This is a genomic window from Pedobacter sp. AC190 (genome assembly GCF_979258025.1).
This window is the reverse complement of the sequence record NZ_OZ409824.1, coordinates 4,838,949-4,854,919: the sequence shown is the minus strand read 5'-3', so window position 1 is coordinate 4,854,919 and position 15,971 is coordinate 4,838,949. Positions and strand designations below refer to the sequence as shown.

12 protein-coding genes and 1 pseudogene are annotated in these 15,971 nt (G+C 43.1%); 4 read left to right on the top strand and 9 right to left on the bottom strand.

From position 1 onward, the window contains the following. The first annotated feature begins 131 nt into the window (after positions 1–131). On the top strand, positions 132–1,430 hold the full coding sequence (locus tag ACZZZI_RS21240; RefSeq protein ID WP_463491268.1) for an NAD(P)/FAD-dependent oxidoreductase: 1,299 nt from the start codon (positions 132–134) through the stop codon (positions 1,428–1,430). 175 nt (positions 1,431–1,605) lie between these two features. Here ACZZZI_RS21240 and ACZZZI_RS21235 read toward each other — a convergent pair whose 3' ends face one another. Beyond that, the gene (locus ACZZZI_RS21235) at positions 1,606–1,779 is read right to left on the bottom strand and encodes a DUF6496 domain-containing protein (protein WP_463491266.1); all 174 of its coding nucleotides are present in this window, start codon (positions 1,777–1,779) and stop codon (positions 1,606–1,608) included. A gap of 17 nt (positions 1,780–1,796) precedes the next feature. Continuing rightward, the gene (locus ACZZZI_RS21230) at positions 1,797–2,690 is read right to left on the bottom strand and encodes an SDR family oxidoreductase (protein ID WP_463491264.1); all 894 of its coding nucleotides are present in this window, start codon (positions 2,688–2,690) and stop codon (positions 1,797–1,799) included. Positions 2,691–2,943: 253 nt separating this feature from the next. Between ACZZZI_RS21230 and ACZZZI_RS21225 the strand changes: the two are divergent. Beyond that, positions 2,944–3,099 (top strand): annotated as a pseudogene (locus ACZZZI_RS21225) (DUF3175 domain-containing protein); the annotation flags it as partial. A gap of 1,036 nt (positions 3,100–4,135) precedes the next feature. Here the strand turns inward: ACZZZI_RS21225 and ACZZZI_RS21220 are convergent. After that, positions 4,136–4,495 (bottom strand): winged helix-turn-helix transcriptional regulator, encoded by a 360-nt coding sequence (locus tag ACZZZI_RS21220; protein WP_316757203.1) that lies wholly within the window; start codon positions 4,493–4,495, stop codon positions 4,136–4,138. A gap of 82 nt (positions 4,496–4,577) precedes the next feature. On the opposite strand from ACZZZI_RS21220, the gene ACZZZI_RS21215 reads away from it, so the two are divergent. Then, on the top strand, positions 4,578–5,330 hold the full coding sequence (locus ACZZZI_RS21215; RefSeq protein WP_316757205.1) for an SDR family oxidoreductase: 753 nt from the start codon (positions 4,578–4,580) through the stop codon (positions 5,328–5,330). 235 nt (positions 5,331–5,565) lie between these two features. Here the strand turns inward: ACZZZI_RS21215 and ACZZZI_RS21210 are convergent, their stop codons facing one another. From ACZZZI_RS21210 to ACZZZI_RS21190, 5 genes are all read right to left on the bottom strand, one after another. Beyond that, positions 5,566–6,660: an AI-2E family transporter gene (locus tag ACZZZI_RS21210; RefSeq protein ID WP_316757207.1), complete on the bottom strand. Its 1,095-nt coding sequence runs from the start codon at positions 6,658–6,660 to the stop codon at positions 5,566–5,568. A 627-nt stretch (positions 6,661–7,287) separates the two neighbouring features. After that, the gene (locus ACZZZI_RS21205) at positions 7,288–7,896 is read right to left on the bottom strand and encodes an alpha-ketoglutarate-dependent dioxygenase AlkB family protein (protein WP_424058488.1); all 609 of its coding nucleotides are present in this window, start codon (positions 7,894–7,896) and stop codon (positions 7,288–7,290) included. A gap of 5 nt (positions 7,897–7,901) precedes the next feature. Further along, positions 7,902–11,129, bottom strand: coding sequence for an error-prone DNA polymerase (locus ACZZZI_RS21200; RefSeq protein ID WP_463491261.1), 3,228 nt, complete (start codon positions 11,127–11,129; stop codon positions 7,902–7,904). Positions 11,130–11,134: 5 nt separating this feature from the next. Next, entirely contained in the window at positions 11,135–12,637 is a 1,503-nt protein-coding gene (locus ACZZZI_RS21195; protein WP_463491259.1) for a Y-family DNA polymerase, read from the bottom strand. Further along, positions 12,637–13,365, bottom strand: a complete 729-nt coding sequence (locus ACZZZI_RS21190; RefSeq protein WP_316757215.1) for an ImuA family protein — start codon at positions 13,363–13,365, stop codon at positions 12,637–12,639. The genes ACZZZI_RS21195 and ACZZZI_RS21190 overlap by 1 nt, the downstream gene beginning before the upstream one ends. A 214-nt stretch (positions 13,366–13,579) precedes the next feature. On the opposite strand from ACZZZI_RS21190, the gene ACZZZI_RS21185 reads away from it, so the two are divergent. Beyond that, the gene (locus ACZZZI_RS21185; protein ID WP_316757218.1) at positions 13,580–14,074 is read left to right on the top strand and encodes a hypothetical protein; all 495 of its coding nucleotides are present in this window, start codon (positions 13,580–13,582) and stop codon (positions 14,072–14,074) included. Between the two features lie 458 nt (positions 14,075–14,532). On the opposite strand, the gene ACZZZI_RS21180 is transcribed toward ACZZZI_RS21185, so the two are convergent. After that, on the bottom strand, positions 14,533–15,651 hold the full coding sequence (locus ACZZZI_RS21180; RefSeq protein ID WP_316757220.1) for an alpha/beta hydrolase: 1,119 nt from the start codon (positions 15,649–15,651) through the stop codon (positions 14,533–14,535). Positions 15,652–15,971 lie beyond the last annotated feature (320 nt).

Sequence of the window (15,971 nt, the reverse complement as noted above, 5' to 3'; positions counted from 1 at the left end):
ACTCACGAGCCAAAAATGCATTTCGAACGTATCGTTATGCTTGATAATAAAGCTGCTTGACTTGAAATGATAGGATATCGAAAGAATTAATCGCCTAATACACGTGGCCTACGATTAAGATTAGATTGAAGATGAAAAAAATTGTAATTATAGGGGGCGGCTTTGCTGGAATAAATCTGGCGAAACGCTTGTCTAAAAATTCAGAGCATGAAATAACGCTAGTGGACCGAAATAACTATCATTTTTTTCCACCGTTGTTATATCAGGTTGGAACGGCTTTCATAGAAGCTTCTAACATCAGTTATCCCTTCAGAAAGATGTTCCACGGCAGGAATATCCAGTTTTTTATGGGAAATCTAGAGCACATTGATCCGCTTGAAAAAAAGGTAGTAACAGACAATGGTAATTTGAATTATGATACCCTGGTGATGGCCATGGGAACAGAAACGAATTTTTTTGGCAACCAGCAGATAAAGAAGTATGCATTACCTATGAAAACCATAGATGATGCCCTTGAATTGAGAAACCATATTTTGTTGCAGCTGGAAAAATCTGTGCGAACTGCTGAGCCAGGCATTAGATTAACACATTCCAATATCGTTATTGCAGGGGGAGGGCCAACAGGCGTAGAACTAGCGGGAATGCTGGCAGAAATGGGTAAGAATATTATCCGTAAAGATTACCCCGAGGCCGATGTATGGCCTGGCAAAATTTTTCTTGTTGATGGTTTGCCAACCCTTTTAGCGCCAATGAGTAAAAAAAGCCAGAATGAAGCAATAAGCGTACTGAAAAACCTTGGTGTAGAAATTCTGCTGGACAGACTTGTACAAAACTACGATGGTGAAAAGGTTTCCCTTTCTGATGGAACGGAGATTTCTTCTTCAACACTGATTTGGGCATCTGGCGTTGTTGCAAGAAGTGTGGACGGGATTCCAGAAACTTCATTGGGCAAAAGCCGTAGAATTCTTGTTGATGAATTTAACAAGGTTCAGGGGCTTCAGGATGTGTTCGCGATAGGTGATCAGTGCTACCAGACCTCCGACCCAGCTTTTCCCAACGGTCACCCGCAACTTGCGCAGGTAGCCATTCAGCAAGGGAGCCTTCTCGGAGAAAACCTCAATAGGGAAAATAAAGGTAAAGCTTGGAAGGTTTTCACGTATAATGATAAGGGTTCCATGGCCATTATTTCTAAATTTCACGCAGTAGTGGATCTTCCTAAAGGATTTTTCAAGGGTTTCTTTGCCTGGCTGGTGTGGCTTTTCATTCATATCATCCCCATTGCTGGATTTAGAAACAAAGTTAAACTTAGTTTCAACTGGATTTGGAGTTTTTTAACCAACGACCCAACGCTTAGGCTTATTATCAGACCAAACAGTTATACTCATAATAGCGATTTTAAAGCTGCAAAGACTATTCCAGAGCAGGAGTGAAGGGCAACTAAGTTGAATGGGTTTTTAGTGTGCAAGCCATAATAAACATATGGGCATTTAGAATAAAATATCCTCTATCAGTATGAAGAATCCAATCCAATATTGAACGACATACAGCCGTCCAATATGGATTAGTTAATTAGAAATTTAGCTGCATACTATCCGTTTTGAATAGTTATTTCTTTTTAGGCACTTTTGCCCCTTCTTTTTTTGCTTCCGAGAGACCAATAACAATGGCCTGTTTTTTAGAGGTTACTGTTTTGCCACTTCCGGTTTTCAGTTTTCCTTCTTTTTTCTCGTGCATGGCTTCTTCTACCTTTTCGCCTGCTTTTTTTGAATACTTTGCCATAATGTGTTGAATTTTTATTAGATCGTTATTCGTCCTCCAGTTACTGGTATGGTTGCACCTGCAATGTAGATGGCATCTTCTGATGCAAGAAATACGTATGCTGGCGCTACTTCCGCAGGCTGACCAGCTCTGCCCATGGGTGTGTCTTTTCCAAACTCCTCATGATTGGGGATTGTCGACGGAATAAGCGGCGTCCAGATCGGTCCTGGAGCTACTGCATTCACTCTGATCCCCTTGTTGTGCATCAATAGTATTTGGCTTAAGTTAGCCGTAAAATTTTGGATTGCGCCTTTAGTAGCTGCATAAGGTAATAGCTGTTCACTTGGCGAGTAGGCATTTACCGAAGTGGTATTTATAATACTACTGCCTGGTTTTAAATGTGGTTCAGCAGCCCTGCACAGATAAAACATGGCGGTAATATTGGTGCGGAATGTTCTGTCCCACTCCTCAGCGGTAATGTCGCTGATCTTTTCCCTCGCCATTTGATAAGCGGCATTATTTACCAGGATATCTATCCCACCAAGTTCCTTCACTGCGGTATCAATAATATGTTTGCAATGTTCTTCCTGCTGGATGTCGCCTTTGATCAACACCGCTTTTCTCCCAGCTTTTTCTACCAATTCGGCAGTAGTTTTGGCATCCTCGTCTTCGATTGTATCCAGATAACTGATAACAACATCGGCGCCTTCTCGTGCAAAAGCAATCGCTACGGCTCTACCTATGCCCGAGTCTCCGCCTGTGATTACAGCTCTTTTTCCTTCAAGTTTTCCGCTTCCGCGATAAGACTCTTCGCCATGATCTGCCTTTGGTTCGAGATTTCCTTCCGTACCTGGTGCTGGCTGATCCTGTTTTGGGAAAGGTGGATTAGGGTATTTTTCTGCTGGATTATCTGATAACTCCTGATTTTCCATAATTTAATCTGTTAAGGTGAAAGTTGTTTTAAGTTTAACAGCCTTTATTACAGCGTGGTTTTTTGTTTTGTCAAAATTGGGTATAAATCCCAATCAGGGTATTTATACGTATTTCTCAGTATCAGCCACTGGAGTTCAAAACGATAAAATAAAAACCTTTGTTGTTGTTTTATTTATAAAAATATAAAGGATGAAAAGTAGAGAAAGTAAATCAGCGCAAAAGAAGCAGGTAAAAAAATGATCGGCTGATGTAACAGAAAACAGTGATGCAATGGATCTTAAATCACATATTTTTGAATCTAAAAACGCAACTGATATTGCAGCATCACTAAAAAAATCAGCAGAAACGAGCGACAGACGAAAATCCAGTCCATACCAGTCAGCCATGTTAGATGTAATTCATCTATAGAGCAGCACGAGATTACAAATCTCGACCAACATGAAGGGGAGTTGCCCCTCAAAGTTGGAAATACTTTACCTGTCACAATGTTATTAACTTAAAGCGACAATGTTGTCCGTCTGATCATTGTCGAAGACCTGTTCAATGGTCGAAAAAACAGTCTATCCTTCGACTCCGCTCAGGATGACAATACAAAGGATGACAAATGGTTTTTGCATCTTGCTCTAACCACCCTGCTATCTGGCATAAGATATGTTGGAAGGAGAAAACGTTAAAAGCTTTTGCATAAACCTTTCAATCTGGCAAAACCCAAGGCAACGCGTCCTTTCCGATCCTTCATCGGAACTTGTGTTGCCGAAATTAAAGCTTTTACGAGTTTATCCGACAACAGATCCAAGCCTTGATTTTTGTTAAACTTTTTATCAAGAAAAAGTTTAGAGCCCCTCGGCGGCGGTGAGCCGAGGCAAGCCAAGAGAAGTGGGGAAATCTATATTTTCTATATGGATAACATTATCCTTCGACTCCGCTCAGGATGACATCTTTTAGAGTTTCGGCGGGTGAGGACACCAGCCGATAGAACGAATGCATCTATATAGCAGGACGAGATTACAAATCTCGACCAACATGAAAAATCTATATTTCCTATATACCTATATGGCTAATATTTATCCTTCGACTCCGCTCAGGATGACATCTTTTGGAGTTCCGGCGTGTGATACACCAGCCGATAGAATGAATGCAACTACATAGCAGGACGAGATTACAAATCTCGACCAACATGAGTTCTTTCATCTTCCACCTTGTCATCCTGAGCGTAGTCGAAGGACATTTTTCTTCTCACTGCCTTACCGATCCATACCTATTCATCTCGACCAACATGAGTTCTTTCATCTTCCACCTTGTCACCTGAGCTTAGTCGAAGCACGATCAAAAACATAATGTCATCCTGAGCTTAGTCGAAGGACATTTCTCTTCTTGCAATTCCAGATGACCTTAGAAGCATTATTCTTGCACGCCTATTCGAAGAGATTATATCATTATCCTGTTACTGTTTTTCTGTAATAACCCTGCGGTGTTCAATACCCCAATCCGCCAGGTTGTCTATTATGGTTTGTAAAGTTTTACCATATTCGGTAAGCTGGTAAAATACGGTAACAGGTTGGGTGGGCAAAACAGTACGCTTTATAAGTTTGTTAATTTCTAAATCCTTAAGCTCCTTACTCAACATTTTATTCGAAATACCCTCTACATCGCTTAGAATATCCGAAAATCGCCTTTTGTTAAAATAACATACAGAAGAGATAATGGAGATTTTCCATTTCCCATTCAGTACATCCATCGCATCATGAACGGCCATAATCTGCCTTTTGTTATTTTTATCGGTAGAACAAATATTTTCCTGCATTCGTTACTTGGTTACTCAAAGGTTACTGTTACTTTTAGTTACAAAGTTACTATTATTTATTTACATGGTCTACATTTGTGTCATGAACATAGATTTTAAAAACAAAAATGTTGTGATTACCGGAGGTAGCACAGGAATTGGATTCGCCAGTGCCCAGGCATTTATAAATGCAGGAGCAAAAGTGTGGATAACTGGAAGAAGCGCAGAAAATCTTAAAAAAGCGGATGAAAAAATTAATAGTCAGAATTTGAACGCAGTAGTTTCAGATACCTCAACTATAAAGGGTATTGAAATTTTAAGAGATGAATTTGCAAAAAGCGGTGAACAGCTTGACGTATTATTTTTAAATGCAGGTATTGCTGTTTTTGCACCAATCGAGCATGCTACTGAAGCGGATTTCGATGCCCAGTTTAATACGAATGTTAAAGGCTATTTTTTTACACTTCAGAAATTGATGCCATTTTTGGCTGAGGGTTCGTCTGTATTATTTACGTCCTCAACAGTTGCCACTGCTGCACAGATGAATGGTAGCGTATATTCAGCCACTAAAGGGGCAATAAATAAAATCGCTCAAATCGCAGCTAATGAGCTAGCACATCGAAAAATAAGAGTTAATATCGTTAGTCCAGGACCGACACAAACTGAAGGGTTTGATAAGGCGGTAACGGATGAGGCTGTTAAGAAACAATTTGCAAACACTACTGCTTTGCAGCGAATGGGATCAGCTACGGAGGTAGCCAATGCAGTATTGTTTTTAGCATCAGCACAGGCAAGCTTTATCACAGGTGCTGATTTGCTAATTGATGGTGGTTACATCGGTTATGCCTTAAAATAAATAAACTAATTGAACTTAAAAAGCTAAAGATGTTGATTCATCTTTAGCTTTTTTAATGGAGGACAAGCTAAATAAGTCCAACCTGAGTTTATGCCAACTAGCTGAAAATATAATGCAGCCAAACGGCAGGTCGAGATTACAAATCCCGACCAACGTGGGAAGGCCAGCGTATCCAGGCAATAAGTAGCAACAAATATAGTCAACCACTTAAATAATTTTTCTCTTTTACCTATGCTTACGCTTTTGAAATTTTTGGATTCCGTCTACGCAACCTTTTTAATTGCCCCATATGTTCTGTAGGTATGTTATCACCGAGCAATTTACCCCAAGGCTTTAGCCCCTCTATACGGTCGAAAACAATTTTCAATACTGCAATAAATGGGATGGAGAGAAACATTCCAGGCACACCCCAAAGTGCTGCACCCAGTAGCACAACTACAATTGAAATTAGCGCATTAATCTGCACTTTCGACGATACAATTCTGGGCACTAAAATATTATTATCAATAAACTGGATCAGGGCATAGGCAGCTATAATCAGTAATTGAGTTGTAAAGCCATCCGTGGTAAGCGTAGCCATCAGAACTGGTAAAGCTATAGCAATAATGCCACCAATGTATGGTAAAAGGTTTAGTATCGCACCAATTACGCCAATTAGTATCGCATTCTGAACGCCAAGGATAAGCAATGCACAGGAGTTCATTACCGCAACAATGCCTGTTTCAATTAAAAGCCCCACAATGTAACTCTGGATCGCAGCTTTAGTTTCTGTCAAAATTTCGCCAACCTTCTGCTGATTTTCCTCAGAAAAAACTTCATACAAAAAGTTAAGAATCAGGGTTTTGTAAAGCATGATCAAAAAGGTGTATACAGGAATCAGGAAAATTACACTTAACACACCCAGTGCTCCACTTAAGGTTTGACCTATTACGGCCTTGCTGTTATTGGCCGCCTCATTAACCATCTGAACCTGTTTTCTGGCGCCGATTCCAAATGTCTGTTCCAACCATTTCTGTATAATACTCAACAGTTCAGAAAACTTTTGTTTCATCGCATCAACATTATCAAAGAAGTGGGCAATCTGTGCACTTAGAAAATAGGCGAGGCCTGCAACAGCTATCAATGCAATTAGCATCGAAATAATAATTGCCACAATTTTATGCATTCTTTTCTCCAGTCTCACCACTAATGGGTTGAGCAATATTGCAATTAAGGCCGCAAATGCTAGTGGAACCAGAATATCGCGGAGAATACTCAATATAAATACTGTGATCACAATCCCTAAAAGGATAGCTGGAGCCTTAATGTAGAATGGAAACTCTTTTTTCATTTGAATGCTGGTTTGGATGTTGAACATTACAAATCGATAAATGTTCTTAAATCAGAAAATAATTATAAAGAAACAGAGGATGTACCCCATTTATTAATTCACACGCGGCACGCGTGCGCCAGCAAGTGGAGCCGATAATTTAAGCTTACTTCTTCCAACTTGTCGTCCTGAGTGTAGTCTAAGCAAATCAAAAACATAGTGTCATCCTGAGCGTAGTCGAAGGACGTTTCACTCTTCATTGGCTTACTCCATTCCATAACTCGTCATCTCAACTGTAACCAAGAGATTTTGGCAGGTGCGGACACCAGCCGATAGGATGTGCGATTTTGGTATTCTATCTATATTTTCTATATACCTATATGGCTAACATTTATCCTTCGACTCCGCTCAGGATGAGGTCTTTGGAGTTTCGGCGTGTGAATACATCAGCCGATAGAACGAATGCATCTATACAGCAGGACGAGATTACAAATCTCGTCCAACATGATTATTTCATACTCTGCAGGTTTCAGATTTCTGCTCTTGAAGATTTTCTACACCGCATCTCCTATTCATCATTTGAGGTGGTAAGGCTAGGTCTCAGAGGCAAACAGTTTGAACTTTTAGCATTAAGAGAGGTGCCAGAATCTACACCACTACGCGAAAAGTAAGGTTAAGCCTTGGCTTCACCAGCCTGGTCGATTTGGCGATGCGGTGGTCCCAGTTTGATTGTAGATCACCCTTCATGAGCAACAAAGAGCCATGTTCAAGCCTGACCGAGTATTTTTCGCTATGGTTGGCCTTGTTTCGTATGTCGAACGAGCGCACCTGCCCAAAGGTGACAGAAGCAATCGTGGGATGGGAGCCTAGTGCCTTTTCATTATCGCTGTGCCAGGCCACTGAGTCATTACCGTCTCGGTAGTAGTTTAATAGCACACTGTTAAAAATAACACCTGCGATGGGTTCGACAACCGATTTAATCATTAACAGTTCTGGGGTCCAGGGGTTGGGAGCCGATCTGCGTAGCGAAGAGTAATCGTAGGTATCGCTATCAGCAAACCAGGCCGATAGGCGTGGGGTAATCACTTGCTTGTCGTACATGCTCACTACTTTTTGTGTCCATGGGGTTGCGGTGATAAACCTATCCATGAGCTGATAACCGAGTTCAGGAGCAAAAATGCCTGGCATATACTCGAGCACTTCGGTGGGCAGCCCCTTGGTTTGGCCGCATTCAGGGAAAAAAGCTAATTGTTCCATATTATTTATTTAAAATTCCTGGCCGCAGGAAATACCGTTCCATCAGCGGGCTCTCTTTTAAGTGTTTTTTTGTTCTCAAATGGAAAAGGCGATCGCTCATCCGCCCTGGAAAGGGTTAATAGAGGGAGTTCTTCCTGCCCTGAATCCGTTAATTCTTTCAGCATGCGAGTTAGATCAAAGCACCGTTTAACAATTACATGTACCACTTCGCCCTCACGCTGAAGTTTACCTTCTACCATCAGCAGTCTGGCACCTAAAATCTCTTTTCTATACTTTTCAAAAAGTTGCTGAAAAACCACCAGGTTAGCTACGCCCGTTTCATCTTCAATCGTTATGAAGCAAACACCGCCAGCGGTTCCAGGCCTTTGGCGTACTAAAACCAAACCCGCTACCTTCACCAGTCTGCCGTCCCAGGATTCCGAAGCTTCTCTGGTTGCCAGGATTTTAAGCAAGCTTAATTTTTCTCTTACAAAACTTACCGGGTGTGCCTTTAGAGACAAGGCTGTTGTTGCATAATCCTGCACCACATGTTCCGAATCGCTCATTAATGGTAAAGACAGTTGCGGCTCCTTTTCACTTTCAGAGGCCTGTTTTTCAAATATGCCAACTGGTCGGTCGGCAAGTGCCGAAACCTCCCAAAGTGCTTGCCGCCTGTCCATACCAAGTGAACGAAAAGCATCTGCATCAGCTAATCTTTCCAATGTAACCTGCGATACCCCCGCATCCATAATCTCATGTATCGTTCGATAGGGAACCGTTCTCCCTACCACAAGCAATTCCATTTCCTCAGCAGCAATCCCCTTAATTTGACGAAAACCCAGACGCATGGCATGGTACTTTCCACTTTTCTCCTCTAATAGATTATCCCAAAGAGAATAATTCACATCAATCTCCCGAACCTCTACGCCATGGTTCCTGGCATCGATCACAATCTGTGCAGGTTGGTAAAAACCCATAGGCATACTGTTGTGCAGCGCTGTTGCGAACACATCAGGATAATAACATTTCAGCCAGCAGGAAACATATACCAGTAAGGCAAAGCTGGCCGCATGGCTCTCTGGAAAGCCATAACTCCCGAAACCCTCCAGTTGCCTGAATATTCTTTTAGCGAAATCTTCGCTGTAGCCACGTTCTAACATGCCATCGATCAGTTTCCTTTCAAACTGATTCACCAGTCCCTTAAACTTAAAAGTGGCCATGCTGCGCCGCAAAGCATCAGCCTCGGCAGGCGTGAAGCCTGCAGCAACAATAGCGATTTTCATGGCCTGCTCCTGAAAAAGCGGTACGCCGAGCGTACGCCCTAATATTTCTTCCAGTTCTGGCGAAGGATATTCTATAGCTTCTTCACCATTTCGCCTGCGGAGATAGGGATGTACCATATCGCCCTGAATCGGACCTGGCCGAACAATTGCCACCTCAATTACCAGATCGTAAAAACAGTTTGGACGTAAGCGGGGAAGCATAGATTGTTGCGCCCTGCTCTCAATCTGAAAAACCCCAATGGTATCGGCATGACTAATCATTTCATATACTTTTGGATCATCCTTTTCATTGATCTTAGCCAGGGTTAAATCTAAATCGTAGTGTTGTTTAGCCAGGTCAAAGCCCTTTCGGATGCAGGTAAGCATACCCAGCGCCAGCACGTCGATTTTCAGAAAACCAAGGGCATCAATATCATCTTTGTTCCACTCAATATTGGTGCGATCTGCCATACGTGCATTCAGGATTGGGCAGAGGTCGGTCAGTTTTCCTCGGGTGATTACAAATCCACCCGTATGCTGACCCAATTGCCGAGGAAAGCCCATCATTTGCCCGGTCAGTTGCAGCACCTTTTTAAGTAACGGATCTTTTGGATTGAGGCCAGCCTCTAGGATACGGGCTTCCTCAAACCATTCATCGGTAAATTCCCAGATTGCACCCGATAACTTACTCACCGTATCTACCGAAAGTCCCATGGCTTTACCTACATCACGGATGGCACCCTTTTGATGTTGCTGGGTTACCGTAGCCACAATAGCAGCACGGTCGCGGCCATATTTCTGATAGATGTACTGAATCACTTCCTCTCTACGCTCATGCTCAAAATCCACATCAATATCGGGTGGTTCATTTCTGGCCGAGGAAATAAAACGCTCAAAAAGCAGGTCGAATTTTGTGGGATTTACCGAGGTAATGCCCAGGCAGTAACATACCGTAGAATTGGCGGCTGAACCACGGCCCTGGCATAAAATCCCTTTCGAACGGGCGAATTTTACGATATCATATACCGTAAGAAAATAGGAGGCGTAATTCATTTGCTCCATAAAGGCCAGCTCATAATTGATATTGGCAGAAATCTTTTCGGGGATTTGCTCGCCGAACATTTCCCTTGCACCCTTCCACGAGAGGTAAGTGAGTTCCTCTTGTGGTGTTCTGCCATCTGTAGTAATTTCTTCGGGATACACATATTCTAAACTATCCAAAGAAAACTTGCAGGATTCTGCCAGACGTACACTGTTGGCAATGGCATCTGGATACTGCCTGAAGAGCCTGGTCATCTCTTCCTGGTCTTTCAGGTGCCTTTCCGCATTTTGATAAAGCAGGAAACCCGCATTATGGATGGTGCATTTTTCGCGGGTACAGGTAAGAATATCTTGCAGTTCCCGTCGCTGGGGATGGTGGTAATGCACATCGTTGGTGGCTATAAGTGGAATACCAAACTGCTCCGACAACTGATTGAGCCTGAACAATCTTTTATGGTCATCTCCGCTATAACTCCTTGTTGCTGCCAGAAAAAGATCATTTCCCATTTTTCCCTTGAAATCAACCAACTGCGATTTAAAGCTGGCTTCATAATCAAAGAGTGAATTCAAGGCCTCTGGTGGGATTACGATAAACTTCATTCCCGTACTATAAGCAAATACATCTGCCAGGTAGAGGTGACAACTCCCTTTTTCAGCCCGCATATTACCAAGACTGAGCAGTGCAGAAAGCCGCCCATAAGCAGCCTGATCTGTTGGATAAGCCAATAGCGAGGGGCCATCTAACAAGTCGAGCCTGCAAGCAGGAATCAGATTGATATCATGATTTCTCGCGGCCACGTGCGCACGCACAATGCCTGCCAGCGTATTGCGGTCGGTAATGGCGAGTTTGCGGTAGCCCATAGCCGTTGCCTGCTCGATCAGTTCTTCGGGATGCGAGGCACCGCGGAGAAAGCTGAAATTACTGGTGACCTGAAGTTCGACGTATTCCATACCTTTTATGCGAAAAATCCATGTATAAACCAGCCAGAGGTTTTCTCCGAGCTGTAGTGCCCTGAACGGAACAGCCAATATCGTTTGCCTTCGGCATCCTCTAATTGATAGTAATCACGATGCTCACCTTCTTCCAGCCACCACTCCCGCTCAATGCGCTCGGGGCCGTCTGCCTTTTTTACCTGATGGGTAATGCCCTGATAGCGAAAGAGCATAGGCGGATAATCGGGGATGGGTGCCGAAACCTGCACAGGCTCGGGTACCTTAAGCAACTGCACAGGCCGTAAGCGGTCAGTACGCCAGGGCAACGAAAGCGTTTCGAGCAGCGAATCTACTTTTATAATCGACCGCTCTGGCCAGTGATGGGCCTGGGGCAGGTAACGCTGAATAGCTTGCGTACCAACTTTTCCCGCCAGCCTGTCTAAAAGTTCAGCCACTTTCTGATCTTCCATGCCTTTTTCTGCGCTCCATAAAGCGGCCTGATGGGGATCGACAGGTTCTACCTTAACGGCATCCATCGTAAAAAGTTCAATTCCCATCTTTGGTTCAATCTGATCGATTTTCAGTGAAAACAGCTTCATCAGATGGCTGATATGTGCACTTGCACTATTGGTGCCGATCTCGGTTTTAATTACTTTGCCATCAATCCGATAGCTTTGCAGCAGGGCAGACCGAAGTCCCATACCATCCCTTTCGAGGTGGTTACAAATACGGGTCAATAGTTTTTCGATGGCAATCTCAATTCCTTTCCGTGTTCTGATCGGCTCCATGCTTTCCAGTCGTTCGCTATACAGTTCTGGAACCACCAGCGGTGAAAACTCCTCTTCCTTTTGTCCTAAAACCTGTTCGATCCTTTCCATGCTTTCCTCCCCGATACGCCTGCGCAATACCGATCGGGGCATGCTGATAAAGCTGCCCACGGTTTTTAATCCAAGTTTGATTAGCTTTTGGCTGGCTACAGGCGAAAGCCGTAATGCCATCGGAGGCAACTGGAGCAGGGCGTTTAATTCTTCACCACTTTTAATGATCGGGCTAAGCTTCCCATAACGAGAAATGGCCCAGGCGGTACCCATGGTATCGGCTATGGCTGCCCTGACCTGATAGCCCAGGCCACGCAAACGGTTTACAATCTCCCGCAGGTATTCCCTTTCTCCACCCCATAAATGGGCGCAGCCACTAATATCCAGGATCAGGCCCTGATCTGCCTCTACCGCCACTAGTGGCGTATATCGTATGCACCATTCGCCAAGTGCTTTAAGCAGTCTTCCCATACGGTGACCCTGGTTTTCGATGACCTCCAGATCAGGAACAATTGCCTTGGCATCAGCCAAGGGCATGCCCGTATGGATTCCGAGTAAAGCAGCCTCCTTACTCGTGGCGGTAATCACCATGCGGTTGCCCGCCTTATCTGAAAAGACAAGTGGCAGAGCCTTAAGCGCTGGTCGCTTGATGCGAATCCAGTCGGTAAGCAGGGTAGAAAACCATATAGACATGTACCTTTTCTGCATTAAATAGCCTTTCTGATTTCGATGTTTTCGATAAAGGTTTCGTGAAGGACCTTAAAAATCCCCCCCGCATATTCAATCGTCCAGCTGCCTGGCAATCCGTTTTTAACTTTGAGCAGCTCGATGTTCCACCTTGGAAAACCCAGCCCAGGCATGCCGTCAATCGCTTCGCTCGGTAATGCCGATATTTTCCACCTTGCCGCTGCCAATGTAGAACTGAGTTTTTCTTCATTTTTTCGGATGATAAAGGAGGTTACTCGGCTTTTTTCGATTACCAGTTGCAGCCTTCTGCTTTGCGCAAAACTGATTTCGTCGAGTTCAGTAACCACGGCCGCCAGGCTCTCACATTTTAAGGCCTCTTCGGTTGCCCATAATACATCCCGCTCCGTAGCCAGGTCGATAAAAATGATTCGCTCGGGCGACAAGCCAAAAGTAATGAGTGATGGCGGGAAGATTTTTCTTTGGGTACTGATCCACAGGCAAAGGCCGCCCTTTTGCATCAGTGTAGCGAGTAATGCCGAGATAAAGCCGCCACTGGCCGCTGCATCTTCCAGGTTGGTGCTCAGGAATTCGTGTATGGCAGCGAGTGGAAATACCTTACCTGGGAAAGAGGCCGCTATTTCAGCAAGACCAAAATCCAGAACAGGGCCATTCCTTTCAGACTTAAAGCCTTGCAAACTCAGGATTTGTTCCTGAAGTTTATGGATGATGTCCCTTTTAATTGCCGCCATTTCCTTTTGCTCCCAAGGCATAAACATTATATTCATGCCACACAACAAAAATAATACTAAAAATATTAGTATTTATAATTGTTAACAAAAATATCCTGTAATGGTTTTAATATAGCAACAGGCAAGTTTAGTGCTTTTAAAAATGTTAATAAATACTAATTTATTTAGTATTAATAATTATATTTGAAGTTGAAAATGATATAAAACTCTTTTTATGGTTGAGCTGGAATATTTTTTTGATGGCAAAAATGGGGTAGTAGAAGTTTATCAGCTGATCCGCTTTGCGACTGATGAACCCTGGAGCATTGTATTGGATGGGGAACTACTAGGTAGCATTGAAAAGCTGCATGACACCTGGAGGCAAGATAGCGGAAATGACCTCAGCACAGAACTTTTTAATGGTATCACCCAGCATATTGACGATCAGTATTTCAATAGCCTGCCCCAGGAGATCTGCTCCAGATGGCCAAACCTGGTCGAGAAAGTTGTGCTACAATCTGATACCGCGTACATGGTCATCTGCAAAGAAGGCATTAGCTTTAAAAGCTTCGAGCGCATATTCTCCCGCTTCGTGCCAGGCCTGCTTAAAGATGAGTGGGCAATAAAATTCCAGGTATTTAATCATGATTTTTCGGATGATTTCTCCCTGAATGCCACACCGCTCGTATATAAGAAAGAAACATTTGGTTGGGAAAAGGTTAGCAGGTAATTTAAGCTTGCTTCTTTCAACTTGTCATCCTGAGCTTAGTCGAAGGACACCAGCCGATAGACGGTGCGATTTCGACATTCTATCTATATTTTCTATATGCCTATATGACTAATGTTTCTATCCTTCGACTACGCTCACGATGACATCTTTTGGAGTTTCGGCAGGTGAGGACACCAGCCGATAGACTGATCTTTGAACGATGTGGCGATAGAATCTATATTTCATATTTACCTATATGGCTAATATTTTTATCCTTCGACTTCACTCAGGATGACAATACGATAGGTTCAGAGTGACAGGAGTTGGATGGTCTTGGGATGACAGTGAGGTCAGGCTCAGGATGACATCACTTTGCTCCGTAATCTTAATGATGATGGTTTTACAAGGATTAAACCATTTAACGTAACAAAAAAAGCTCTGGAAGATTCCAGAGCTTAGATTATTAATTAAAGATTTGCTTATTGAAAAGCTTTTTTCAATTGGCTGGCCGCATAACCCTGCGCATCTTTAGCCTGCGGAACGATGATTGCCATTCCAAAAAACTCGTGAGTTACCCCATCGTAATTCTTGCTATCTACCTTTACTCCAGCAGCAGAAAATTTTTCTTCGAGCATTTTTCCATCGCTATTTAAAGGGTCAATCTCTGCGGTGATGATTGTTGTTGGTGGAAGTCCTTTCAAATTTGCATTGATGAGCGAAATCCTTGGATCTTTCGCCTCAGTCATCGTATTCAGATAATGCTTGGTGAACCAGGCCATCATTGGTTTATTCAATGGTTTTGCCGCGGCATATTTCACATAAGATTCTGTATTCATATCTGACTGGGCGATCGGATAAACCAAAACTTGGTGCAGGGGCAAGGTTATTTTTTTATCTCTTGCCATAATCGATACGTTGGCTGCTAAATTTCCGCCTGCACTTTCCCCAACCACTGCGATTTTTTTAGCATCGCCTTTTATACTCATTGCATTTTTTACTACCCACTCATAAGCTGCGAAAGCATCGTTGTGGGCCGTTGGAAATTTATTTTCTGGCGCAAGTCTGTAGGCCACTGAAACTACAACGGCACCTACCTGTTCAGCTAAACCCTGGGCAGATGCATTGTACACATCCAGGTTGGCGATTACAAATCCGCCACCGTGATAGTAAACAATAACTGGAAAAGGGCCATTACCTACTTTAGGCTTGTAAATACGAACATGGATATTTCCGCCATTTAAGGCTAAATCTTTTCCAACCGTATCTACCTGCGGCGCTGGTATTGGAATATTTTTTTCTGCAACGAGATCCATAACGGCATCCGTTGGCGTATGATTTTTTCTGGCTTCAACCGGACTCAAACTTTCAATAGGTTTATCCCCGTAACTGCCTAACTTTTCGATAACGGCCTGCATTTCGGGTTTAATGCTCTTACCCCAGTCGGGAGCTGCGCCTGATGGCTTAATTTCGGTTTTGCTGCTTGTGTCAGCCGCTGTGCTATCGCCAGCAGTTCCGCTGCCTGTTCCTGAAGAGCAGGCACTTACCGTGATTGCGCAAATCCCGGCTAAAAGCGTTGATTTTAAAAAATTGTGTTTCATGATTTTTAGTTTAAAACAAAACATCTATTTTTTCTGCTGGTTTTTTATTTCTTACAACTTTTTAAGCTGAAACCAGGGATAGGGCTCTGATTCGACCTTTAAAATCAAATTTGCTAACATAGAACAAATTCGATAAGTTGGTTTGGTCCGGCTTTTTTTCATTAGTCATGTTGTTGGTTGAGAATTTCTGCATTTGCTTTTTTCTATCTGATGTAATTACCTGTCGATGCTGAAACAGATATTGATGTTAAACAAAACCATTTGGGCAGGGAGGTGTTTAATATTTGGGCGTGTAATTGAAGCCCGTAAATGAAATACTT

What these genes read in the sequence shown, in the direction of transcription:
- ACZZZI_RS21190 (WP_316757215.1), bottom strand. Translation starts at nt 13,365, where the DNA reads ATGGCGGCAATTAAAAGGGACATCATCCATAAACTTCAGGAACAAATC.
- ACZZZI_RS21180 (WP_316757220.1), bottom strand. Translation starts at nt 15,651, where the DNA reads ATGAAACACAATTTTTTAAAATCAACGCTTTTAGCCGGGATTTGCGCA.
- ACZZZI_RS21185 (WP_316757218.1), top strand. Translation starts at nt 13,580, where the DNA reads ATGGTTGAGCTGGAATATTTTTTTGATGGCAAAAATGGGGTAGTAGAA.
- ACZZZI_RS21240 (WP_463491268.1), top strand. Translation starts at nt 132, where the DNA reads ATGAAAAAAATTGTAATTATAGGGGGCGGCTTTGCTGGAATAAATCTG.
- ACZZZI_RS21220 (WP_316757203.1), bottom strand. Translation starts at nt 4,495, where the DNA reads ATGCAGGAAAATATTTGTTCTACCGATAAAAATAACAAAAGGCAGATT.
- ACZZZI_RS21210 (WP_316757207.1), bottom strand. Translation starts at nt 6,660, where the DNA reads ATGAAAAAAGAGTTTCCATTCTACATTAAGGCTCCAGCTATCCTTTTA.
- ACZZZI_RS21235 (WP_463491266.1), bottom strand. Translation starts at nt 1,779, where the DNA reads ATGGCAAAGTATTCAAAAAAAGCAGGCGAAAAGGTAGAAGAAGCCATG.
- ACZZZI_RS21230 (WP_463491264.1), bottom strand. Translation starts at nt 2,690, where the DNA reads ATGGAAAATCAGGAGTTATCAGATAATCCAGCAGAAAAATACCCTAAT.
- ACZZZI_RS21195 (WP_463491259.1), bottom strand. Translation starts at nt 12,637, where the DNA reads ATGCAGAAAAGGTACATGTCTATATGGTTTTCTACCCTGCTTACCGAC.
- ACZZZI_RS21215 (WP_316757205.1), top strand. Translation starts at nt 4,578, where the DNA reads ATGAACATAGATTTTAAAAACAAAAATGTTGTGATTACCGGAGGTAGC.
- ACZZZI_RS21205 (WP_424058488.1), bottom strand. Translation starts at nt 7,896, where the DNA reads ATGGAACAATTAGCTTTTTTCCCTGAATGCGGCCAAACCAAGGGGCTG.
- ACZZZI_RS21200 (WP_463491261.1), bottom strand. Translation starts at nt 11,129, where the DNA reads ATGGAATACGTCGAACTTCAGGTCACCAGTAATTTCAGCTTTCTCCGC.